Here is a 20,127-nt window from a genome sequence, read left to right as displayed (position 1 = left end):
CGGGCGACCGCGATCGCGCTGACGGTGATCAGCTCCTCCAGGGCGGACGAGGCATGGCACTTGCCTCGGCCGCGATGCCGCCGATCTGAAAGGTCCGCTGTTTCGACCGACGCTCAATATCCGCGGCCCGCTAAAGTCGGGATGACCGGCGGAAGGGAAGCGGATGGCAACGGGAGCGGCGACGCCCGGCGAACGGGTGCGGGATGCCGAGCGCACCCGAGCGGAGATCATCGACGTCGCCACGCACGAGTTCGCCGACCAGGGCTACGCGGGCGCCCGGGTCGACGAGATCGCCGCCAAGACCCGTACCACCAAACGCATGATCTATTACTACTTCGGCGGCAAGGAGGGCCTCTACCTGGCCGTCCTCGAGCAGGCCTACCAGCACATCCGTGCGCTCGAGCAGAAGCTCGACGTCGACCACCTCGAACCGGTCGAGGCGCTGCGCAAGCTGGCCGAGCTCACCTTCGACCATCACGAGGAACACCAGGATTTCGTCCGCCTGGTCGCCATCGAGAACATCCACTACGCCCAGCACCTGCTGAAGTCCGAGGTGCGCGAAGGCCTGGCCGCCCCCGCGCTCGACGTGCTGACCCGCATCATGGCGCGGGGCGTGGCCGGGGGCCTCTTCCGCGACGATGTGGACGCCCTCGACGTCCACATGATCATCAGTGCCTTCTGCATCTTCCGCGGCGCCAACCGCTACACGTTCCGCGCCATCTTCGACCGCGACCTGCTCGACCCGGCCCTGCGGGCTCATCAGCGCCAGATGATCGGCGACCTGGTCGTGGCCCACGTGACCGCCGCTCCGCCGCGGTAGGACGCAATCGGTATGTCCGAGAAGCATCGATGAAGGTCTCTGCGTAGCTAGGGTCGGGGCCAGAACAACCCCCCGATCCCCCGCAGGAGGGTACTGATGCTTCTCCGCAGAATGGCGGCCGCGCTCATCTCGGCCGTCGCGTTCGCCGGCGTGCTGGTCGCCGGGTCCGCCCCGGCCTCGGCCGCGCCCCGCGTGCTCTACTACGACGCCAGCCAGGCGCAGGAGTTCGTGGCCGTGATCAACCAGGGCGCCCAGATCTGGAACAGCCGGGCCACCAATGTGCGCCTCGAACCGGTCACCGCCGGCCGCACGCCCAACATCCGCGTCTACGCCGACAACGGCTGGCCCCGCGCCCAGACCACCTCGCTCGGCAACGGCCGGGTCTGGATGGGCCGGCAGGCCGTCGACCAGGGCTACCACCCGCCGCGGATCGCCGCCCACGAGCTGGGCCACATCCTCGGCCTGCCCGACCGCCGCACCGGGCTGTGCGCCGACCTGATGTCCGGCAGCAGCGCCCCGATCGCGTGCACCAACTCCTATCCCAACTCCCGCGAGCTGGCCCAGGTGGAGGCGAACTTCCGGTCCTCCGTCGTCGCCCGGGTCACCCCGCAGACGTACGTCTGGCAGCCCGCCCTGGTCGGAGCGGCCGGCTGACCGAAGGCCCGCACGGCGGTCAGGACGCCCGGACCGGATGCGGCTCGAACAGGCGGGAGAGGGCCGGCCCGCCGTGGTGGTCCAGCTGGTCGAACAGTGTCTCGGCGGCCGTGCGGGCCATCGCGGCCACCGGGTGGGCTTGAGGTCGCGTACGAGCCCAACCAGCCTCACGGCGCCGCCTCCACGCTCAGCGTGCCCCGCGCCCTGCCCAGCTCGCGCCGGCCCGAACCGGAGCCGCAGCTCGTCCCGTGATCACAGGTTGGTCAGCCGCTCGGCCTGCTCCGAGTAGCGGTCGCCCCGGATGTCGATCTTCGCTGCGGCCGTGTCGAGCTCGTGCCGGTCGTCGTCGGTGAGGTCCACCGCGGCGCCGGCCAGGTTCTCCTCCAGCCGCGCGAGCCGGCGGGTGCCCGGGATGGGGACGATCCACGGCCGCTGGGCGAGCAGCCAGGCCAGCGCGATCTGGGCCGGGGTGGCCCCCTTGCTGTCGGCCTTGCGGCGCAGCAGGTCGACGACCGCCTGGTTGGCTTGCCGGGCCTCGGCGTCGAAGCGGGGGAGCGAGGCGCGCATGTCGCCCTCGCCGAACGTGGTGCCGGCCGTGATCGCACCGGTCAGGAAGCCCCGGCCCAGCGGGCTGAACGGCACGAAGCCGATGCCCAGCTCCTCGGCCAGCGGCAGGATCTCGGCCTCGGGGCGGCGCCACCACAGCGAGTACTCGTACTGCAGGGCCGTGACGGGCTGCACCGCGTGGGCCCGCCGCACGGTCGCCGCGGCCGCCTCGGACAGGCCGAAGTGCTGCACCTTGCCCGCCTCGATCAGCTCCCGGACCGCGCCCGCGACCTCCTCGATGGGCACCGCCGGGTCGACCCGGTGCTGATAGAACAGGTCGATCCGGTCGGTCCGCAACCGCCGCAGCGACGCGTCGGCCACCTCCCGGATGTGCTCGGGCCGGCTGTCCACCCCCTCGCCGCCGATATTGAAGCCGAACTTGGTGGCGATCACGACGTCGTCCCGCACGGGCTCCAGCGCCTCGCCCACCAACTCCTCGTTCACGTACGGCCCGTACACCTCGGCGGTGTCGAACAGAGTGACCCCGCGCTCCACCGCGGCCCGCAGCAGTGCGACGTGGTCGGCCCGCTCGGCCCCCGGCCCGTAGCCGGAACTCATGCCCATGGCCCCGAACCCGATCGCCGAGACCTCGAGCCCGTTCCCCAGGATCCGCTTGCGCATGCCGTGTCCTCCTGCCGTTCGCGCCCGCGAACGTCGTGGGCGGCGTTACCACCCTGCCCCAACAGCGGCCGCCCCGGCACCGTCACGGCAGCAGATCCGCGATCGCGCTGATCCCCGCCTCGATCTCGCGGCGTGACGTGTTGCCGAAGCCGAGGACGAGCTGCGGGCGGGAACCAGCGACGCCGTAGAGGCCGACGCCGCGGTGGGCGGCCCGGGCAATCAGCTGCTGCTCGTCGGCGCCGGCGGGCAGGTCGAGGACGGCGTGGAAGCCGGCGGCCAGGCCGGTGAGCGGCAGGTGCGGTGCGTGGCGCCTCAGGGCGGCGACCAGGGTGTCGCGGCGGGCGGCGTACTCGGTGCGCATGCGGCGCAGGTGGCGGTCGTAGCGTCCGGACTCGATCAGCACGGCCAGGGCGAACTGGTCGACGACGGGGCTGCCGCGGTCGGCCAGCCACTTGCGGTGGGCGATCGGCTCGCGCAGCCGGCCGGGGGCGATGACCCAGCCCAGGCGCAGGGCCGGTGCCAGGGATTTGCTCACCGTGCCGAGCGAGACGACATGGTCGGGGGCCAGGCCCTGCAGGGAGCCGACCGGCTCGCGGTCGTAGCGGAACTCGGCGTCGTAGTCGTCCTCGATGACGACGCCGTCGTGCTCACGGGCCCAGGCGATCAGCTCCTGGCGGCGGGCGCCGGTGAGCACGACGCCGGTCGGCCACTGGTGGGCCGGGGTGACCAGGACGGCGCGGGCGCCGGTGCGGCGCAGGGCGGTGACGTCGAGTCCGGCCCCGTCGACCGGCACGGGTACGCAGGTCATCCCGGCCGCCTCGGCGAGCGGGCCGAGGGTCCGGCCGCTGCCGGGGTGCTCGACGGCGATCGTGCCGACGCCGGCGGCGGCCAGCGCGCCGACGACCAGGCCGAGCGCTTGCTGCGTGCCGGTGCACACGATCAGGTCGGCCGCCGTGGCTGAGGCCGCCCGCACCCGTACGGCATAGGAAGCCAGCACCTCCCGCAGCCGCACCGGGCCGACGGGGTCGCCGTAGTCGAAGGCGGCGTCCGGCATCGTGCGGCAGGCCTCACGGACCGCCCACGCCCAGTCCTGTCGCGGCACGAGGCTGAGGTCGGGAACGCCGTGCCGGAAGTCGGCGACCGGGAACTGCTCGGCCGGCGCCGGGGGCCGGGGTGGCGCGCCGGTGGCCGGCATCGCGGCCGCGGCCACCCGCGTGGCTGAGCCGGGACGGCTCGTCAGGTAGCCCTCGGCCTGCAGCTGGGCATAGCAGTCCTGGACGAGACCGCGGGACAGGCTCAAGGCGCGGGCCAGCTCACGGGAGGACGGCAGCGGCTCGCCGGCGGCCAGGCGACCGGCCCGGATCGCGGCGCGCAGCTGGTCTTCGAGTTGTGTGCGCAATCCGGCGCCGCGGCCACGGTCGATCGTCACGAGCAGTTCGGGCCCCGAACCGGCCCACTCCACGGGCATGGAACTGGACCTTATCAGTGACCCGGTGGCGTCCTAGCGTCATCTCATGACCACCATGACGGTCCACAGCCGACTGATCACAGGCCCCCTGCTGCTGCGGTCCGTCTCCATCCTCGGGGCGTCCGTAGGCTTCTTCCTGCCGCTGTCGGTGGTGCCGATGCTGGCCGGTTCGGGCCGCGCCGCCGGGCTCGCCACGGTCGCCCTGCTGCTGGCCACGGTGGCCGGCGAGGTGGCTACGCCGCGCCTGGTGAACCGGGTCGGTTACCGCGCCGCGCTGGCCGGGGGACTCCTGCTGCTCGGCGCCCCGACGATCGCGCTCGCCGTCAGCGCCCACCCGGCCGTGATCCTTGCCGTCTGTGTGCTGCGCGGCCTCGGGTTCGCGATCTGCACGGTGGCCGGGGGAGCGCTGACCGCCAAGCTGATCCCGGCCGGCCGCCGGGGACAGGGCCTCGCCTTCGTCGGCCTCGTGAGTGGCGTGTCGAGCCTGCTCGCGCTGCCGGCCGGGGTGTGGGCCGCCCACCGCTGGGGCTTCGCGCCGGTCTTCGTCGCCACGACGATCTTCACGCTGCTCGCCCTGCTCTCGGTGCCCGGCCTGCCCCGCCGGTCCGCGGTGGCCGAGAGCAGCAGCGTGTTCCACCGCGCGCTGGCCCGCCCGGCCGCGATCTTCGCGGCCTCGACCTCGGCCGTGGGCGTCTTCGTGACCCTCCTGCCGTTGGCCGGCGACGACCGGTCGGCCGGAGTCGTCGCGGCCGCCTTGCTGGTGCAGCCCGCGGCGGCCACCGCTGCCCGGTGGGCCGCGGGCCGCCTGGGAGACCGCTACGGCCCCGGCCGCCTGCTCGGACCGGGCCTCGCGTTGACCGCGGCCGGCACAGCGGGACTGGCCCTCGCCCCGGTACCGGCGGCTCTGGTCTTCGGCGCCGGCTTCGGCCTGCTGCAGAACGCCACGCTGACCCTGATGTACGACAGCATGCCGCCCGGCGGCGAGAACACGGTCAGCGCGGCCTGGAACATCGCGTACGACCTCGGTATGGCCGCCGGCGCCCTGGTCGCCGGCCTGCTGGTCGCCCCGCTCGGCGTCGACGCGGTCTTCGTCCTGGCCGCGGTCGCGACGCTGCCCGCCTTCGCCCTGATCCCGGTCGCTACCTCGCGTAGAGGGTCGTGAGCTCGGCGCCGATGCGGGCCAGCTCCTCCCGTACGGCCGGCGGGTCGAGAACCTCGACGACCGAGCCCCAGCCGGACAGCGTGCGGGCGATGTCGCGCGGGGTGGGGGCGCCCACCTGCACCCGGACGCGGCCGTCGTCGAGCACGTCGCCGGGCCGGCAGTGGCGTCCGAAGTGGTCGCGCAGCACCCAGACGAAGCGTTCCGGGATGAGCAGGGTGGCCCAGGTGCGGGACCGCCGTTCCTCGATCGTGCCCACCACCTCGTCCCAGGCCGTGTCGAGGGTGAAGCCGGCGGGGCGTTCGAACGTCTCGGCGGTCACCTCGAGATCGGTCACCCGGTCGAGACGGAAGGTGCGCCGGCCTTTCGGGGTGCCGGCGATCAGGTACCACAGGCCGTCCTTGTCGATCAGGCCCCACGGGTCGGCCTCGCGCCGGGCGTCCTTGTAGCGGAACCGGACGCTGCGCCGGCGGACCACCGCCTGCTGCAACTGGTGCACCTCGGCGGGGTGGTCGCGGGGGAGTTCGCCCCACCGCGAGGGGTCGACGACGGTGGCGTCGGCCGCGGCCTGGGCCTCGGTGCGGTACGTCTCGGGCAGGGCGCGCATCAGCTTGCGCAGGGCCGCCTTGATTTCGCCGGAGGTCGACGCGGCCGGGCCGGCCAGCAGGAACAGCGCCTGGGCCTCGGCGTCGGTCAGGCCGCTGAGGTCGGTGCGGGCGCCGCCGACGAGTTGCCAGCCGCCGTGCCGGCCGGGCTGGGGATAGACGGGGATGCCGGCGGCCGACAGAGCTTCCAGATCGCGGCGGGCAGTGGCCACCGAGACCTCCAGTTCGGTGGCCAGTTCGGCGGCGGTGACCCGGCCCCGCGCCTGCATCAGCAGGAGGGCCGCGACGAGACGATCGGCGCGCATGCCGCAGATTCTGCCCGGAAAAGTGCTCAGAAGGTGAGCACTTTCCGGCCGATGATGGGGGTCATGACTTCTACAGCAGCGCTCCGCGGACTGACCACAGTGACCCTCTTCGCCGACGACCTCGACGCGGCCCGGGCCTGGTACACCGAGGTGTTCGAGGTCGAGCCGTACTTCGTGCGTGAGGGCGCCTACCTGGAATGGCGCATCGGCGACTACCAGCACGAGTTCGGCCTGCTCAACAGCAAGTTCGCGCCGCACCCGGCGACCGGCACGCCGGCCGGCGTGGTCGTCTACTGGGCCGTGGGCGACGTCGAGGCGGCCTACCAGCGGCTGCTCTCGCTGGGCGCCACGAAGCACGACGAGCCGACCGAGCGCGGCCCCGGCTACGTGACCGCGTCGGTGCTCGACCCGTTCGGCAACGTCCTCGGGGTCATGCGCAACCAGCACTACGACGACATCCTGGCGGCGCGTCTCACTCCAGCGGCAGGTCGATGATCTCGGTCTCGCCGTGTGGCGGCGGCAGGAGGCCCGACCGGAGGGCCTCCAGCCGATGCGCCAGCTGGTCGACGGCCTCGGCCGCGTTCGAGCCGACCCGGATCGGGGTCACTCCGGGCGCTATCCGCTCGGGCCGGGCCGCGCCGAAGACCACCGGGAAGATCTGGGGTTCGAGCGGGAAGTACGCCCGCCGGGCGGTGATCTCCCGCATCACCCAGTTGTCCTCCGGATCCCGGATCTGCACGTTCGAGGTGATCATCGGGACCAGGGCGAGCGAGTGCTTGAGCCCGTTGGCCACCGTCTCGCCGAACTCGGCCCCGCTCTGCGGCCGATCCATGAAGACCCGGAAGCCGCGCTCCTTCAGGGCCTGCTCCCAGGCTGCCGCATCGCCGACGTCATGCTCGGTGTACGAGATGAAGGCGTCGTAGACGAAGCAGGAGCGGGCGGCCGCGGCGAGCAGGGACCGGCGCAGCTTCTCGCGGACGGTCCGTTCGAGCTGCTCGATGCCACCGGCCGCGATGCGGAAGACCTTGACCTTGTCGCTGCCCCGGCCGAACTGGTGCCGGGGCAGGGTGAGGAAGCCCGGCAGGTCGATCCAGAGCATCGGGAAGGTGAGCCCGCCCAGCGTGAAACCCGGATCGGCCCGGCTCTGCAGGGTGCCGTCGGCCAGCACGTAGATGCCGTGCCGGGCGCCGGGGGTGCGGGCCGCGGCGACGGCGTCGTCGAAGGTGATCTGCCGCATGTTGTCGGGCAGCTCGATGCGCTCGGCGTAGTTGCTGAGCGTGGCGATCGGGTCGCCGCCCTGGGCCGAGGCCAGCGGGCCGGCGCCGTCACGGCCGTACAGGAAGTCGACGTCCTGACTGATGTACTCCAGGACGCGCCGGCTGATGAAGCCCTCGATCGCCTCGCGGGCCCAGCCGGCCGCCTGGTTGCCGGTGAGGCTCTCCAGGTGCTTCATGATGTCCTGGTAGTGGAACGAGAGCAGCACGACCGGTGTGAGGGCGACCAGATCGGCGGTGCGGTTGCGGCCCAGAGCCAGGGCGAGCTCACCGACGACATCGCCCTCCTGGTGCGAGAAGTGCGGCTCGATCGGCCGTGAGTCGTGTTCGCCGTGTGTCTTGTAGACACCGACGCGGCCGCGCAGGATGACGAACATCGTGTCGCCTTCGTCGCCGCCACGGCAGATGACCTCGTTGTACTGGCGCTCGACGAGCTGGGCGGACAGCACGACCTCGCGAAGCATGGTGGGGTCGAGGTACTCGAAGAACGGATTGGTGTCCTCGTCGCCGTCGGGCGTCGTGTACATCAGCTGCAGCTTCTTGATCGTGCCGATGGCGTCCAGCGCTTCGCGGTCGCTCTTGTTGACCTGCAGGATCCGCTTGGCGAAGTACATGATCTCCCAGCCGCGGTGGCTCCAGGCCGGGTCGCTGCGCCGGAGAGCGAGCGCCGCGCGCAGCTGCTGACGGTCACCCTCGATCGGGGAGTACCACGCGGACGGCAGGTCCCGCACCGACATGCGCAGGAGCAGCTGATCGACGCCCCGTTTGTCGCGCAGGGTGCGCGGCTCGTGGAACGCTATGCCGTCCCACTCGCCGTGCCGCTCCAGTCGCCGGCGGAACGCCTCGGAGACGATGACGCCGTCGGGGCCGCCGCGGGCGAGCATCCACCCGGCCACGTTGATGCCGTTGCCGACCACCTGCACGCGGCCGTCGGCGCCCCGCACCAGGCTGACCCGGCCGGCGTGCGCGACGATCCGCAACCCGACACCGGCCGTGGCCGACCACGTGAGGAACCGGGTGACCAGATCGAGCGCGGCCTGCGCCGCCCCACGGTCGTCGCCCTCGGGGAAGACGACGTGCCCGCCGTCGCCGCCGGAGGCCCAGATGGCGTCGGAACGATCCTCGATCGTCTCCGACACCACGGTGTTGAGGCCGACGACCCGGCCGAGCTGCACATCGTGCACGAGCTCGGACGAGTGGCCGACGATGTCGCACGAGACCACGAGAACCTCATGAAGGTCCCCGGTGCGCCCGCCGGACACGGGTGCTCCCTTCGAAGAAGCGGGGCTGAGCGGCGATGGCCGCGTGAAGCCGGAGAACCGGGAGCGACGGGATCGTCGCCGCTCGACCAGCCCAAGATAGGTGGTCCACGCAATGGCGGACAAAAGGATCTAGAGCGCCCCGTCCCCCGGAACGGGGACGACCCGACGGTGGCCCGGTGGAGCTGCCGATATGATCTCCTGCGCGGGACAGGGGGTGGGTCGTGAACGAACCGTGGAAGGCGCTCGAGCAGAAGGTCCGGCCCGACTTCCGGAAGTCGGTGTTCTTCGGGCTGATCGCGCTGGCCGGGCTGGTCGTGGGCACGCGGCTGGGCGACATCGACGCGCCCGAGCTTCGGGAACGGCTGATCGCCTGGGGTTCCGCGCTGGTGGTCGCCGTGGCCGGCATCATCGCGACCCGTACCGCCTCGCGCGAGGTGCACCGGATCGCCTTCGCCCGGGGCGGGGACGCGGCCGCGACGCCGTTGCGGCTGCTCGTGCAGCTGGCCGGCTACCTGATCACCGTCTTCGTGGTGTGCGACCTGGTCGGCATCGGGCTGCGCAACCTGCTGGTCGGCGGCGCGGTCACCGGTGTCATTCTGGGCCTGGCCGCGCAGCCGGTGCTCAGCAACCTGTTCGCCGGCCTCGTGCTGCTGTTCGCCCGCCCGTACGTGCCGGGGCAGCGGGTCCGGGTGTTCTCCGGCGCGATCGGCGGGCCGCACTACGGCGCTATCGTCTCGGCCGGGCTGCTCTACACCGTGCTCGACACCGCCGACGGCCCGCTCAACATCCCCAACTCGGCGCTGCTGGCCTCCGCGGTCGGACCCTTCGACGGCGACCCGCCCGAGGAGACGCCGGACGTGCCGCCCGGTCCGGCCGACGACGACGAGGCGGCCGCCGTGGCCACCGCTGCCGCCCTGGCCGAGGTCACCGACGAGCCGGAGCGCAAGCAGAACGGCGACTGACCGGTGGCGCGGCCCGGGATCGCCCAGTGCGTGACCATCGTCGGCATCCCGTTCGGCATGGCCAACTGGACCGGCACGACCGTCGTGACGACCGACGCCGTCGACGTCGTCCGCGAGCTGCTGCTCGACTACGAGGTCCCGCGACCGTGACCAGCGACACCGGGGCGATCCCGCTGCGCACCCGGTGCCCGCTGGGTAACGAGGTTGTGACCCGGGACCGACCACGACCAGGGAGATTCCCTGGCTCGGCCCGCGGGGGCAGAGGGCCAGAGTGACGTCATGGACGACTCGATCGCGTACCCGTCGGGGGTCATCACCACCCGGGACCGGAGCCACACCCTGTTCGCCCAGACGATGGCGTTCGTCGCGGGCACCGCCGGCCTGTTCGCGCTCGGCGCCTACCTCGGCCGTGACTTCGGCGGGGGCGGGGCGATCATCGCGTACGTCGCCTCGTTCGCCGCCCTGATCGGCATGCAGTTCTCGGCCCGCCGCAGCCGTGAGCTGACCATCGGGCTGCTGGCCCTCTTCGGCCTCTTCATCGGACTGGCGGTGGCGCCCACGCTGTCCTACTACGCCGGCCAGGACCCCCAGGCGCTGTGGCAGTCGGGCGGCGCGACGGCCCTGTTCATCGCCGGCTCCGGCGCCGCCGGCTACGCCACCCGGCGCGATCTGTCGGCGCTGGCCCGCTACGCCTTCTGGGCCCTGGTGGCGCTGATCGTCTTCGGCATCGTGCTGATCTTCGTCAACATCCCGAACGGCGCCCTGATCTACGCCGTGCTCGGGCTGGTCATCTTCGCGGTGCTCACGATGGTGGACTTCCAGCGCCTGCGCCGCACCACCGACCTCAACTCGGCTCCGCTGATCGCCGCCTCGATCTTCCTCGACATCCTGAACGTCTTCCTGTTCTTCCTGCAGATCTTCGGGGGCCGCTCGAACGATCGCTGAGCTTGTAAGGTCGGGCCGATGGGATGGGACGCGCTCGCGCAGTGGGGTGACGACGTCGCCCGCATCGAAGCGCTCACCGGCGGGGTCGCCAACGATGTGTGGAGCGTGCGCCTCGACGGGCGCCTCGTGGTCGGTCGCCTCGGCCGCAGGAGCGACGCCGACCTCGCGTGGGAGACAGCGCTCCTGCGGCATCTCGACCGCGAGGGTCTGACCGTGCCGGTGCCGATCCCGACCACGGACGGGCGGCTGTTCGCCGACGGCCTGGTCGTGATGACCTTCCTGGACGGCGGACCGCCCGAGACGCGGGCCGACTGGCGCCGGGTGGCCGGTCCGCTGCGCGAGCTGCATCGTCTGACGCGGGGGTGGCCGCAGCGCCCCGGCTGGCGCTCGTCGACCGACCTTCTGCACGCCTCGACCGGCACGAAGATCGACCTGGGCGCGATGCCTCCCGAGGGCGTCGCCCGGTGCCGGGCCGCATGGGCGCGGCTGGCCGGCCGCCCGACGTGCGTGGTCCACGGCAATCCCGCCAACCCGGGCAACGTCCGCATGACCGCGACCTCGGTCGCGCTGATCGACTGGGACGAGGCCCACCTCGACGTCCCCGCCCTCGACCTCGTGCTGCCCGGCAACGCAGCCGGCCTCGAGGATGACGAGCACGACATCGCCGCCCAGGCCTCGGCCGCCTGGGAAGCCGCCGTCAGCTGGGACGACGACTACGCGGTCCGCCGGCTCGCCGAGGTCCGGCCGGTTCGTTCACCATGAGCGGGCGTCAGGACAGCGCCGGCGGCCAGCGGTGCTCGCGCCACTCGTCCCAGGTCGCGAAGCCTGCCGGTGGGTCGTCGACGGGCTCGCTGCCGTCGAGTTCGCCCGGCGTCGGGATCTCGATGAAGGCGGCCCATTCGGCGAGTTCCTCGTCGGACATGGGCCACGTCGTGCCGGGCGCTTCGGCCTGCCGCTGATCAACTCGTTTCCGCTGTTCGGCGGGGGTGAGTTCGAAATAGCGCAGCTCCACCGCGGCGCCGCGGTCGGCTGCGGCCCGGCGTAGCGCGGAGCGTTCGTCCCGGCTCCACAGACCGTAGTCGATCACGACGTTGGTGCCGAGCTCGAGGGCACGCAACCCGATCCCGATGAGCCGTCCTTCGATCACGTCCCCGGCCGACGGCGGGTTCTCGTGTCCGTAGAGGGCCTTCACCCACTCGTCCTTCGTGAGGCGGAGCGCGTCGTGCTCGATCTCGATACGCCGGGCGGCGGTGGTCTTTCCGGTGCACGGAAGTCCCACCGTCAGGAAAAGTGTCGGTCGCCTCATCCCTACCTGCTCCTCCGGCGGCTGAGAGATCGACACTACCGTCGGCCAGTCCGGATTTGACCCCGACGCGACGTCATGGTTTGCGATGAACGCATGAACCGCGTGTCGTCGGCGTATCTGGCCTCCTACGTCCTGTCCCTGCTGGGCAACTCCATCGCCGGAGTGGTGTTGCCCCTCCTGGTTCTGCAGACCACCGGCAGCGTGCTCGCCACCGGGGCCGTCGCCGTCGCCTCGGCACTGCCCGCGGCCGCTGCCGGGCTGGTGATGGGCGTGGTGATCGACCGGATCAACCGGCGTACGGCCTCGGTCCTCACCGATGTGGTCTCGGCGCTCTCGATCGCCGCGCTGCCGCTGGTCGACGCCACCGTCGGGCTGGCCCTGGGATGGTTCGTGCTGTTCGCGGTGATCGGCTCGTTCGGCGACGTGCCGGGGCTGACAGCGCGTGAGGCCATGATCCCGGGCATCACCCGGGCCGGGCGGATGGGGGCCGAGCGGCTGCTGGGGCTGCGCGAGGCGCTCGGCGCGATCGTCATGCTGATCGGGCCGGCGCTGGGGGCGGTGCTGATCGCGACGTTCGACGGCGTCACCGTGCTGTGGTTCACGGCGGCGACCTCCGCCGCGGCCGCGGCGGTCACGATGCTCATACCGCGCTCGGTAGGTGCTGTCCCGGCAGTCGCGGGCGGCCGGCAGCGGGTGGTGCTGCGCGACGGCTGGCACACACTGGTCCGCTCGCCGTTCCTGCTGACCACCACGCTGCTCAGCGTCGGCCTCGTCGTGGTTCTGGCCGGCTTCCAGGCGCTGGTCCTGCCGGTCTACTTCACCCTGCAGGAACGGCCGGAGATGCTCGGTCTGGTGCTCAGCGCGCTCGCCGTCGGGTTGCTGATCGGTGGGGGCACGTACGCCGCGGCGGGTGGCCGGGGCCGGCGGCGGAGCTGGTTCCTGACCGGGATGCTGATCACGATCGCCGGCTTCGGCGCGATGGCGACCCTGGCCGGTCCGTGGGTCGTGCTCGGCGCCGCCGTCCTGGTCGGGCTGGGCAACGGACTGTTCGGCAGCCTGATGGGCGTGCTCATGGTCGAACGGATCCCGGACGCGGTGCGGGGGCGCGTGATGGGCCTGCAGAACTCGATCCTCACCCTGGCCCCGGCCCTCGGCATGGGCGGGGCCGCGCTGCTGGTCGAGGGGTCCGGCCCGCGGACGGGGGCGGTCGTCCTGGCGGTCGTCTGGCTCGTCACCGGTGTCCTCGCGATCGGCGTGCGGGCGCTGCGCGACCTGGAACCACGGCCGGCGCCCGACGCCGAGCTCGTAGGCTGACCGGCGGGAGGCACGGATGAACAGCGGCGAGATCGCCCGCACGGCCGGGGTCAGCGTCCGCACCCTGCGGCACTACCACCAGGTCGGCGTGCTGCCCGAGCCGGCGCGGCGGTCCAACGGCTATCGCGAGTACACGGTGACCGACCTGGTGTTGCTGCTGCGCATCCGGCGGCTGGCCGAGCTCGGCATTCCGCTCCACGAGATCCCGCCTCTGCTCCGGTCCGAGGGCCGGGCCGACGCGGTCCTCGACGAGCTCGACCGGGAGCTGGCATCCCAGATCGAGCGGCTCACCGCCCGCCGCGAGGTGATCGCCCGGCTTCGCGCGGCCGGGGCCAGCCCGGACACGCCGCCGGAACTGGCCGGCCTGATCGTGATCCCGGCCGGCGGACCGGACCTGCCGCCGGCCATGCTCCGGCACGACCGCGAGGTCATGCTGTTGCTGCACCACGGGCTGGACGAGGACGGCCGGGCCGCGTTGACCGGGCTGCTCAACCAGGTCGCCGAGCCGGGGCTGCTGGCGGCCACCACCGCGTTGACCGTCCGCTTCGCCGCGCTCGGGCCGGACTCCACGGAGGAGGAGATCGAGCGGCTGGTCGCGGACTACCAGCTGGCGCTGGGCCACCTCAGTCATGACGGTCTGCAGGATGTCGATCCGCGGACCGGGGCGCTGCTCACGGCGTACCAGGAAACGGTTCTCAACGACGCCCAGCGCGAATTCCTCGCCCGGCTGGTCAGCGGGGCGGCCGAGTCACCGTGAGGCTCGTCCCATATGGGCGACGGGATCAGCTTTGGGTCAGGTGGCGGGCGAGCCAATCGGTGCGGGTCTCGCGGGCGGCCGCGGAGAGCGGCGCCGTCGGGAACAGGGCGTCGAAACCGTGGAAGCCGCCGGCCCAGATGTGCAGGTCGGCCTGGCCGCCGGTGGACCAGATGCGGAACGCGTAGGTGACGACCTCGTCGCGGAAGACCTCGGCTGAGCCGGCGTCCAGGTAGGCGGGTGGCAGGCCGGTAAGGTCGCCAGCCACCGCGGGGGAGACGTACGCCGGCGGGGCGTTTCCGGCCAGCACCGACTGCCAGCCGAAGGCGTTCATCTCGCGCGTCCAGACGCCGGGCTCGCCGGAGAACTGGCGGCTCGACGTGGTGGCGTTGCGGTAATCGAGCATCGGGCCGATGAGCACCTGCGCGGCGAGTGCCGGGCCGCCCTCGTCGCGGGCCTTCAACGCGACCCCGGCGGCCAGGCCGCCGCCCGCGCTGGCGCCGGCCACGACGATCTGTGACGGGTCGATTCCCAGTTCGGCGGCGTGCGCGGCGACCCAGAGGAGGCCTTGGTAGCAGTCGTCGACGAGCGCGGCGCCGTTGGCTTCGGGGGCCAGGCGGTAGTCCACCGAGACGACGACGGCGCCGAGACGTTCCAGCCACTCCAGCGGGATGTCGATCTGGGAGTAGCGATTGCCCATGACCATGCCGCCGCCGTGGATCCAGTAGATGCACGGCGCGGTGGTCGCGCCGGGGGGACTGAGGATGGTCAGCGGTAGCTCGCCGCCGTCGGGGCCGGGGATGGTGACCTCCTGGCGGGCGACGGCGCGGCCCTCGAGGATCGGTTCGATCGGGCCCGCCGCGTACGGGCGGATCTGCTCGAGGGTCTCCCGGTTGAGGAGCGGGAAGTCCGGCATGCCGGCGAGCAGCGTGCGGAGCTGCGGATCGAGTTCGGGTGGCTTCGGCATCAGAACGCCGCCTTGCCGCCGACGGGTACCTCGTCGGAGTAGCCGGACTCGCCGGTCAGCAGCGCCTGCAACGCGGCGACGAACGCCTGCGCCGGCTCACTGCCGAAGAACGCGCCATGGGCCTCCCGGCTCGTCCAACCCTCGGTCACATGTACGACGTCGGGGTTTCCAGCCGAGCGACCGACGAGGAACACGACACAGTCCGGGTGGGGCAGGGACGGCGCCTCGAGCAGCAGCGTGACGACCTCGTCGCCGCGCCCGGGCTGCGCGGTCATGGTGGCGTGGAATCCGTGGTTGACGGTCATTCGCGGTGGCCTCCTTCAAGACCACTCGATCGAATCATCCTGACCAGGGCATCCGAGAGAACGATCCTGCCGGATGCTTGCCCGATCCTCTCAACCGTTCCGCGGCAGGATCTGGAACGTGCGCTCGGACTGTCCGCCGCTGACGATCTGCTGCACCGCGGCGCGGGCCAGTTCCTGCGCCGCCCGCAATCGCTGCTGGGTGTCGTCAACGAGCCGTTCGCCGCAGCCACCATCTACCCCGCGGTGCTCGCCGCCTGGACCTACCTCGCCTTTTCCTGACTTCCGGTCTGCCGGCCACGCTCGCGAGCGTCACGGTGTTCGCCGTCGGTTTCGTTCTCATCCTGAGCTACGACCAATTGCTCAAGTACGGCGTGATCGACCACGTGGCACAGCGTTTCGCTCACTGGCGTGACCCCACCGAGCTGCCGCTGCCATCGGGACCGGACCCCGCACCTTCGGGCTCGGCTACCCCGTGCCGATCGGTGGGCGACGCGTAGCAGCTCTGGCGTCGTGGCGGAAACGGCCCGGCTGGGCAGCTCGACCCGAGCCGGTCACTTGCGGTTGTAGAGGCGCATCGTCAGGGTGCCGAAGACCAGGACGAGGACGGCGGCGGCCACGAAGGTCCACATGATCTCGGCCATGTCGGGGGCGCCGGCCATGATGGAGCGGATCGCGGACACCAGGTGGGTGACGGGGTTGACCTTCACGAAGGCCTGCAGCCAGCCGGGCATGGTGCCGGGGTCGACGAACACGTTGCTCAGGAAGGTCAGCGGGAACAGCACCAGCATGCTGACGCCCATCACGGACTTCTCGGAGCGCAGGAACAGCCCGAACATCGTCCAGATCCAGGAGAACGCGAACGAGAAGACGACCAGCAGGGCCATGCCGCCGACCACGCCCAGGAAGCCGCCCTCGGGGCGGAAGCCCAGGATCAGGCCGACGACCATGATGGTGGTCGCGGCCAGGATGTAGCGCAGGACGTCGCCGAAGATCATGCCGACCAGGGCCGCGGGACGCCACACGGGCAGGGTGCGGAACCGGTCGAAGACGCCCTTCTCGATGTCGGTGTTGAGGCCGACGCCGGTGTACATCGTGATCATGACGACGCTGGTGACCATGATGCCGGGCAGGAAGAACTGCAGGTATTCGCCCGTCGAGCCGGCCAGCGCGCCGCCGAACAGGTAGGTGAACATCAGCGTCATGATGATCGGGAACGCGGTCACGTCGAACAGCTGCTCGGGGACGTGCTTGATCTTCAGCACGGCCCGCCAGCCGAACGTCAGCGACGCGCCCCACGCGCTCGGGCGGGCCGGGCGATCGGCCCGTGCCAGCACCGCGCCCAGGGTCTCGCTGGAGGGCGCGTAGGTGGTGACGGCCTCGGCGGTCTCGGTGCTCATGCGGAAACCTCCTGCGGCGACGCGGGACGGTCGGTCAGGGCCAGGAACACCTCGTCGAGCGAGGGCTGGCCGAGCGAGAAGTCGTCGACCACGATGCCGGCCTCGGCCAGCCGGGCCAGCGCCTGCGAAGCCAGTTCGGCCGCCCCGCGATCGGAGCCACCCGCCTCGGCCCGCGCGGTGACCGCGAGCGGGTCGGAGCCCTGCTGCACGGTCGTGCCCAGCACCGTCGCCAGCAGGCGCTCGGCCTCGGGCCGCTGGGCCGCGTCGCGCAGCCGGACGTGGATCGTGCCGGCGCCGATCGAGGACTTGAGCTCGCCCGGGGTGCCCTCGGCGATCACCTGGCCGTGGTCGATCACCGCGATGCGGCCGGCCAGCTGGTCGGCCTCGTCGAGATACTGCGTCGTCAGCAGCACCGTCGTGCCCGCGGCGACCACGATGCGGATGATGTCCCACACCTGGTTGCGGCTGCGCGGGTCGAGACCCGTGGTCGGCTCGTCGAGGAACAGCAGGTCGGGGGTGTTGAGGATGCTGGCGGCGATGTCGATGCGCCGCCGCATGCCACCCGAGTACTTCTTGACCTGGCGGCCGGCCGCCTCGGTGAGCCCGAACGCGGCCAGCAACTGGGCCGCCCGGTCGCGGGCCTGCGGCTTGGAGTGGCCGAGCAGCCGGGCCAGGAGCACCAGATTCTCGCTGCCGGTGAGGTCTTCGTCGACCGACGCGTACTGGCCGGTCAGGCTGACCCGGCTGCGCACCGCGTCGGCCTCCCGTACCACGTCGTGGCCGAAGACCCGGGCCGTGCCGCCGTCGGGACGGAGCAGCGTGGCGAGTATGCGGACCACTGTGGTCTTGCCCGCGCCGTTGGGGCCGAGCAGTCCGTACACAGTGCCGGGCGGGACCGTGAGGTCGACGCCGGCGACGGCGGTGTTGTCCCCGAATCTCTTGATCAGACCGGTGGTCCGGATGGCCGGTTCGGTCATGGCTTGTCCCTCCGTTGGGCGTGGGCCACATCTTCGCGTGAGGGTATGACAAATTCGCGGGCCCGGGACGCCCGAAGGGGTGATCGCGGGGCTAGATTGCGACCATGTGCGTCGACAAAGTCACTCGCCGTTCACTGTTGTTGGGCGCGGCCGCCACGACCGCCGCGGTAGCGGTGCCCGCTCCCGCACAAGCAACCGTCCGGAAGTCCGGGCTGCAGGACCTCACCCATCCGGTGACGCCCTCGTTCCCCGCCTTCGTGCCGGGGGAGGAGCCGTCCCGCCGTACGGTCACCTCGATTCCGGCCGACGGCTATTACATGCAGGAATGGACGATTCTCGAGCATTTCGGCACCCACGTGGACGCGCCGGCGCACTTCACCGCCGGCGGCCGCACCTCGACCGAGCTGGCCCTGGCCGAGCTGATCAGCCCGGCCGTGGTCATCGACATCGCGCGCCGGGCCGCCCGCGAGCCCGACACCACGGTCACGGTGGCCGACCTCGTGGCGTACGAGCGCCGGTACGAAAGGATCCCGCGCGACGCCGCCGTGCTGCTGCACAGTGGCTGGGCCGCCAAGGCGGGCGACGCCGACGCCTACCGCGGCACCGATGCCCAGGGCGGGCTGCACTTCCCGGGCTTCAGCGTCGAGGCCTGCGAGTGGCTGCTCACCAAGCGCCGCATCCGCTGCCTGGGTGTCGACACCCTCAGCATCGACCCCGGCGTCTCGACCGGCTTCGAGACCCACCTGGCCCTCACGGGCGCCGACCGCTACGGGGTCGAGAACCTCGCCCACCTCGATCGGCTCCCGCCCCGTGGCGCGACGCTGACCGTGGGCCTGATCCCGTATCTGGACGGGTCCGGGGGACAGGCTCGTGTCTTCGCGAGGTGGTAGAAAGTGAAGATCTCTCGAACCGAACATCGCGTCTTCGACGTACAGTGCGGTGGGGAGCATGCGTGCTTCGACAAGGAGGTCGGGATGAGCACCGAGGACAAGCGCAGGGAGTTCGACGACATCGTCGCCCGCCTGACCACGGATTACCCCGCGCTGAGCCGCGCACCCTGGCCCCGGTGGCCCCGCCCGGTGCTGATCACCGTGCTGGTCACCGCGGGCGTGGTGTGGGGCCTGCTGTCGGTGGCCATGGTCGCGTGGGGCCTGCGGGGTGTCGCGTTGACCGCGGCAGTGGTCACCACCGCCGCGGTCGCTGCTGTCATGGACGCCCGAAAGTCTTAACGGAACGGGCCCGTCACGCAATACGTGATGCCCCCGGAGGACGCTCCGGAGGCGCCGCGCTGTGACGAGAAATAGAGCCGGTTGCCGGCCGGTGTGAAGGCCGGGCCGGTGATCTCCGATGCGCCCTGCCCGGTCACCCGCAGGAAGACCGAGATCTTGTCGTCCGGCGTGATCAGGCAGATGTCCATGCTGCCGCCGTCCTCGGCCACGTACAGGTCGCCCGACGCCGTCCCGGTCACGTTGTCGACGCCGCTCAGGGGAGCCGTGCCCGGGCTGACCAGATTGTCGTCGTACGCCAGTTCGTACGTATTGGTCGTGAGGTTGACCTGCCAGACCCGGTTGTCGCCCTTGGTGGTGAACCAGACCGTGTTCTCGGCGTAGTGGCAGCCCTCGCCGCCGTTGAACGACTTCGCCCCCGACACCTGATAGCGCGTCTGCGTCGGCGAGCCGTCCGGATCGGGCACGTCGGCCCAGGTGAACGAGCCCGAGGTGGCGCTGCCCGCGCGGAAGACCTGGAGCGTGCCCGCCGACAGGTTGCCCCAGGTGGCCGGGATGTACCGGTAGAACTTGCCGTCGCTCTCGTCCTCGGTGAGATAGATGACCTGCCGTACGGGATCGGCCGCGGCCGCCTCGTGCTTGAAACGCCCCATCGCGGGCCGCACGACGGCCGAGCCGCCCAGCGGATACGTCTCCCACACCCGGCCCAGGCCGACCTCCTCACAGGACAGCCAGGTGTTCCACGGTGTCTTGCCGCCCGCGCAGTTCTGGTTGGTGCCGCTCAGGATCCGCGACGCGCCGGTGACCTGACCGTTCGCGTTGAAGACGATCCGCGACGCGCCGCCCCCGGCCGACGAGGACACCTCCGAGTTCGAGACGTACACCCAGCCGCTGCCGTTGGGGATCACCGCGCCGCCGTCGGGGGCGTCGTGCCAGACGTACGACGTGCCGGGCACCGTCTGCCGCGAACGCGCCACCACCTGGCTGGTGAAGCCGGCCGGCAGCTGGATGCCGTTGGCGTCGGCCGCCCGCAGTGCTCCGTAGGGGCCGGTCGCGTTCTGCGCCGGCGCCGCGTACGCCGCCGGCCAGGCCGTGAACGGCAGAGCCAGCCCACCGGCTCCGGCGACGGTGGCGCGCAGCAGTGTTCGACGGTCCATGAGTCCTCCTCGAGGGTCGGTCCTTGAGAAGGCTGTCGGCCGT

22 protein-coding genes are annotated in these 20,127 nt (G+C 71.7%); 12 read left to right on the top strand and 10 right to left on the bottom strand.

Translation table 11 applies throughout. The features are described from left to right. Nucleotides 1-163 precede the first annotated feature (163 nt). Together KXC43_RS00865 and KXC43_RS00860 are read left to right on the top strand one after the other, a co-directional pair. Nucleotides 164-820 carry a TetR/AcrR family transcriptional regulator gene (locus KXC43_RS00865; protein ID WP_221373905.1) on the top strand — a complete coding sequence of 219 codons (657 nt, stop codon included), beginning with the start codon at nt 164-166 and terminating at the stop codon, nt 818-820. Nucleotides 821-916: 96 nt separating this feature from the next. Then, complete coding sequence (locus KXC43_RS00860; protein ID WP_221373904.1) at nt 917-1,474, top strand: snapalysin family zinc-dependent metalloprotease; 558 nt, start codon at nt 917-919, stop codon at nt 1,472-1,474. Between the two features lie 252 nt (nt 1,475-1,726). Here KXC43_RS00860 and KXC43_RS00855 read toward each other — a convergent pair whose 3' ends face one another. Together KXC43_RS00855 and pdxR are read right to left on the bottom strand one after the other, a co-directional pair. After that, nucleotides 1,727-2,701: an aldo/keto reductase gene (locus KXC43_RS00855; protein WP_221373903.1), complete on the bottom strand. Its 975-nt coding sequence runs from the start codon at nt 2,699-2,701 to the stop codon at nt 1,727-1,729. A gap of 82 nt (nt 2,702-2,783) precedes the next feature. Further along, nucleotides 2,784-4,169, bottom strand: a complete 1,386-nt coding sequence (pdxR, locus tag KXC43_RS00850) for a MocR-like pyridoxine biosynthesis transcription factor PdxR (protein ID WP_221373902.1) — start codon at nt 4,167-4,169, stop codon at nt 2,784-2,786. 46 nt (nt 4,170-4,215) lie between these two features. Here pdxR and KXC43_RS00845 point away from each other — a divergent pair, with 46 nt between their 5' ends. Beyond that, the gene (locus KXC43_RS00845) at nt 4,216-5,331 is read left to right on the top strand and encodes an MFS transporter (RefSeq protein WP_255643290.1); all 1,116 of its coding nucleotides are present in this window, start codon (nt 4,216-4,218) and stop codon (nt 5,329-5,331) included. Here KXC43_RS00845 and KXC43_RS00840 read toward each other — a convergent pair. Continuing rightward, entirely contained in the window at nt 5,309-6,238 is a 930-nt protein-coding gene (locus KXC43_RS00840; RefSeq protein ID WP_221373901.1) for a helix-turn-helix transcriptional regulator, read from the bottom strand. The genes KXC43_RS00845 and KXC43_RS00840 overlap by 23 nt on opposite strands. Before the next feature lie 63 nt (nt 6,239-6,301). Here KXC43_RS00840 and KXC43_RS00835 point away from each other — a divergent pair, with 63 nt between their 5' ends. Then, on the top strand, nt 6,302-6,733 hold the full coding sequence (locus KXC43_RS00835; protein WP_221373900.1) for a VOC family protein: 432 nt from the start codon (nt 6,302-6,304) through the stop codon (nt 6,731-6,733). On the opposite strand, the gene KXC43_RS52525 is transcribed toward KXC43_RS00835, so the two are convergent. After that, nucleotides 6,711-8,774, bottom strand: coding sequence for a cyclic nucleotide-binding domain-containing protein (locus tag KXC43_RS52525; RefSeq protein ID WP_221373899.1), 2,064 nt, complete (start codon nt 8,772-8,774; stop codon nt 6,711-6,713). The genes KXC43_RS00835 and KXC43_RS52525 overlap by 23 nt on opposite strands. A gap of 221 nt (nt 8,775-8,995) precedes the next feature. On the opposite strand from KXC43_RS52525, the gene KXC43_RS00825 reads away from it, so the two are divergent. The 3 genes from KXC43_RS00825 (at nt 8,996) to KXC43_RS00815 (ending at nt 11,443) form a co-directional block, all read left to right on the top strand. Continuing rightward, nucleotides 8,996-9,736: a mechanosensitive ion channel domain-containing protein gene (locus tag KXC43_RS00825; RefSeq protein WP_221373898.1), complete on the top strand. Its 741-nt coding sequence runs from the start codon at nt 8,996-8,998 to the stop codon at nt 9,734-9,736. Nucleotides 9,737-10,015: 279 nt separating this feature from the next. Further along, complete coding sequence (locus KXC43_RS00820) at nt 10,016-10,681, top strand: Bax inhibitor-1/YccA family protein (RefSeq protein ID WP_221373897.1); 666 nt, start codon at nt 10,016-10,018, stop codon at nt 10,679-10,681. 18 nt (nt 10,682-10,699) lie between these two features. Then, a complete protein-coding gene (locus tag KXC43_RS00815; RefSeq protein WP_221373896.1) occupies nt 10,700-11,443 on the top strand; it encodes a phosphotransferase enzyme family protein in 744 nt (247 codons plus the stop codon). Nucleotides 11,444-11,450: 7 nt separating this feature from the next. Here the strand turns inward: KXC43_RS00815 and KXC43_RS00810 are convergent, their stop codons facing one another. Continuing rightward, the gene (locus tag KXC43_RS00810) at nt 11,451-11,987 is read right to left on the bottom strand and encodes a P-loop nucleotide/nucleoside kinase family protein (RefSeq protein ID WP_221373895.1); all 537 of its coding nucleotides are present in this window, start codon (nt 11,985-11,987) and stop codon (nt 11,451-11,453) included. A 93-nt stretch (nt 11,988-12,080) separates the two neighbouring features. Between KXC43_RS00810 and KXC43_RS00805 the strand changes: the two genes are divergently transcribed. Both KXC43_RS00805 and KXC43_RS00800 read left to right on the top strand, forming a co-directional pair. Continuing rightward, entirely contained in the window at nt 12,081-13,301 is a 1,221-nt protein-coding gene (locus KXC43_RS00805) for an MFS transporter (RefSeq protein WP_221373894.1), read from the top strand. A gap of 16 nt (nt 13,302-13,317) precedes the next feature. Next, complete coding sequence (locus KXC43_RS00800) at nt 13,318-14,058, top strand: MerR family transcriptional regulator (RefSeq protein ID WP_221373893.1); 741 nt, start codon at nt 13,318-13,320, stop codon at nt 14,056-14,058. A 25-nt stretch (nt 14,059-14,083) separates the two neighbouring features. Here KXC43_RS00800 and KXC43_RS00795 read toward each other — a convergent pair whose 3' ends face one another. Together KXC43_RS00795 and KXC43_RS00790 are read right to left on the bottom strand one after the other, a co-directional pair. After that, on the bottom strand, nt 14,084-15,022 hold the full coding sequence (locus KXC43_RS00795) for an alpha/beta hydrolase (RefSeq protein ID WP_221373892.1): 939 nt from the start codon (nt 15,020-15,022) through the stop codon (nt 14,084-14,086). Then, nucleotides 15,022-15,327: a putative quinol monooxygenase gene (locus tag KXC43_RS00790; RefSeq protein WP_221373891.1), complete on the bottom strand. Its 306-nt coding sequence runs from the start codon at nt 15,325-15,327 to the stop codon at nt 15,022-15,024. Before KXC43_RS00790 ends, KXC43_RS00795 begins: the two co-directional genes overlap by 1 nt. On the opposite strand from KXC43_RS00790, the gene KXC43_RS00785 reads away from it, so the two are divergent. Further along, nucleotides 15,304-15,606, top strand: coding sequence for a hypothetical protein (locus KXC43_RS00785; RefSeq protein WP_221373890.1), 303 nt, complete (start codon nt 15,304-15,306; stop codon nt 15,604-15,606). The genes KXC43_RS00790 and KXC43_RS00785 overlap by 24 nt on opposite strands. A 272-nt stretch (nt 15,607-15,878) precedes the next feature. Here the strand turns inward: KXC43_RS00785 and KXC43_RS00780 are convergent, their stop codons facing one another. Next, entirely contained in the window at nt 15,879-16,724 is an 846-nt protein-coding gene (locus KXC43_RS00780) for an ABC transporter permease (RefSeq protein WP_221373889.1), read from the bottom strand. Next, nucleotides 16,721-17,701 (bottom strand): ATP-binding cassette domain-containing protein, encoded by a 981-nt coding sequence (locus KXC43_RS00775; protein ID WP_221373888.1) that lies wholly within the window; start codon nt 17,699-17,701, stop codon nt 16,721-16,723. The genes KXC43_RS00780 and KXC43_RS00775 overlap by 4 nt, the downstream gene beginning before the upstream one ends. 104 nt (nt 17,702-17,805) lie before the next feature. On the opposite strand from KXC43_RS00775, the gene KXC43_RS00770 reads away from it, so the two are divergent. Beyond that, nucleotides 17,806-18,591 (top strand): cyclase family protein, encoded by a 786-nt coding sequence (locus tag KXC43_RS00770; RefSeq protein WP_255643287.1) that lies wholly within the window; start codon nt 17,806-17,808, stop codon nt 18,589-18,591. Nucleotides 18,592-18,675: 84 nt separating this feature from the next. Further along, complete coding sequence (locus KXC43_RS00765; RefSeq protein ID WP_221373887.1) at nt 18,676-18,930, top strand: hypothetical protein; 255 nt, start codon at nt 18,676-18,678, stop codon at nt 18,928-18,930. On the opposite strand, the gene KXC43_RS00760 is transcribed toward KXC43_RS00765, so the two are convergent. Next, entirely contained in the window at nt 18,927-20,084 is a 1,158-nt protein-coding gene (locus tag KXC43_RS00760; protein WP_221373886.1) for an alkaline phosphatase PhoX, read from the bottom strand. The two genes, KXC43_RS00765 and KXC43_RS00760, sit on opposite strands and share 4 nt — an antisense overlap. Nucleotides 20,085-20,127: the final 43 nt, after the last annotated feature.

This window comes from Paractinoplanes polyasparticus (genome assembly GCF_019710575.1).
Lineage (GTDB): Bacteria > Actinomycetota > Actinomycetes > Mycobacteriales > Micromonosporaceae > Actinoplanes > Actinoplanes polyasparticus.
The sequence above is the reverse complement of the archived record's forward strand: the minus strand, read 5'-3'. Positions and strand labels throughout refer to the sequence as shown.

Coding starts and splice junctions, on each gene's coding strand:
- KXC43_RS00855 (WP_221373903.1), bottom strand. CDS start 2,701: ATGCGCAAGCGGATCCTGGGGAACGGGCTCGAGGTCTCGGCGATCGGG.
- KXC43_RS00835 (WP_221373900.1), top strand. CDS start 6,302: ATGACTTCTACAGCAGCGCTCCGCGGACTGACCACAGTGACCCTCTTC.
- KXC43_RS00760 (WP_221373886.1), bottom strand. CDS start 20,084: ATGGACCGTCGAACACTGCTGCGCGCCACCGTCGCCGGAGCCGGTGGG.
- KXC43_RS00865 (WP_221373905.1), top strand. CDS start 164: ATGGCAACGGGAGCGGCGACGCCCGGCGAACGGGTGCGGGATGCCGAG.
- KXC43_RS00780 (WP_221373889.1), bottom strand. CDS start 16,724: ATGAGCACCGAGACCGCCGAGGCCGTCACCACCTACGCGCCCTCCAGC.
- KXC43_RS00800 (WP_221373893.1), top strand. CDS start 13,318: ATGAACAGCGGCGAGATCGCCCGCACGGCCGGGGTCAGCGTCCGCACC.
- KXC43_RS00805 (WP_221373894.1), top strand. CDS start 12,081: ATGAACCGCGTGTCGTCGGCGTATCTGGCCTCCTACGTCCTGTCCCTG.
- KXC43_RS00860 (WP_221373904.1), top strand. CDS start 917: ATGCTTCTCCGCAGAATGGCGGCCGCGCTCATCTCGGCCGTCGCGTTC.
- KXC43_RS00845 (WP_255643290.1), top strand. CDS start 4,216: ATGACCACCATGACGGTCCACAGCCGACTGATCACAGGCCCCCTGCTG.
- pdxR (WP_221373902.1), bottom strand. CDS start 4,169: ATGCCCGTGGAGTGGGCCGGTTCGGGGCCCGAACTGCTCGTGACGATC.
- KXC43_RS00840 (WP_221373901.1), bottom strand. CDS start 6,238: ATGCGCGCCGATCGTCTCGTCGCGGCCCTCCTGCTGATGCAGGCGCGG.
- KXC43_RS00765 (WP_221373887.1), top strand. CDS start 18,676: ATGAGCACCGAGGACAAGCGCAGGGAGTTCGACGACATCGTCGCCCGC.
- KXC43_RS00815 (WP_221373896.1), top strand. CDS start 10,700: ATGGGATGGGACGCGCTCGCGCAGTGGGGTGACGACGTCGCCCGCATC.
- KXC43_RS00820 (WP_221373897.1), top strand. CDS start 10,016: ATGGACGACTCGATCGCGTACCCGTCGGGGGTCATCACCACCCGGGAC.
- KXC43_RS00790 (WP_221373891.1), bottom strand. CDS start 15,327: ATGACCGTCAACCACGGATTCCACGCCACCATGACCGCGCAGCCCGGG.
- KXC43_RS00810 (WP_221373895.1), bottom strand. CDS start 11,987: ATGAGGCGACCGACACTTTTCCTGACGGTGGGACTTCCGTGCACCGGA.
- KXC43_RS00795 (WP_221373892.1), bottom strand. CDS start 15,022: ATGCCGAAGCCACCCGAACTCGATCCGCAGCTCCGCACGCTGCTCGCC.
- KXC43_RS00775 (WP_221373888.1), bottom strand. CDS start 17,701: ATGACCGAACCGGCCATCCGGACCACCGGTCTGATCAAGAGATTCGGG.
- KXC43_RS00770 (WP_255643287.1), top strand. CDS start 17,806: ATGTGCGTCGACAAAGTCACTCGCCGTTCACTGTTGTTGGGCGCGGCC.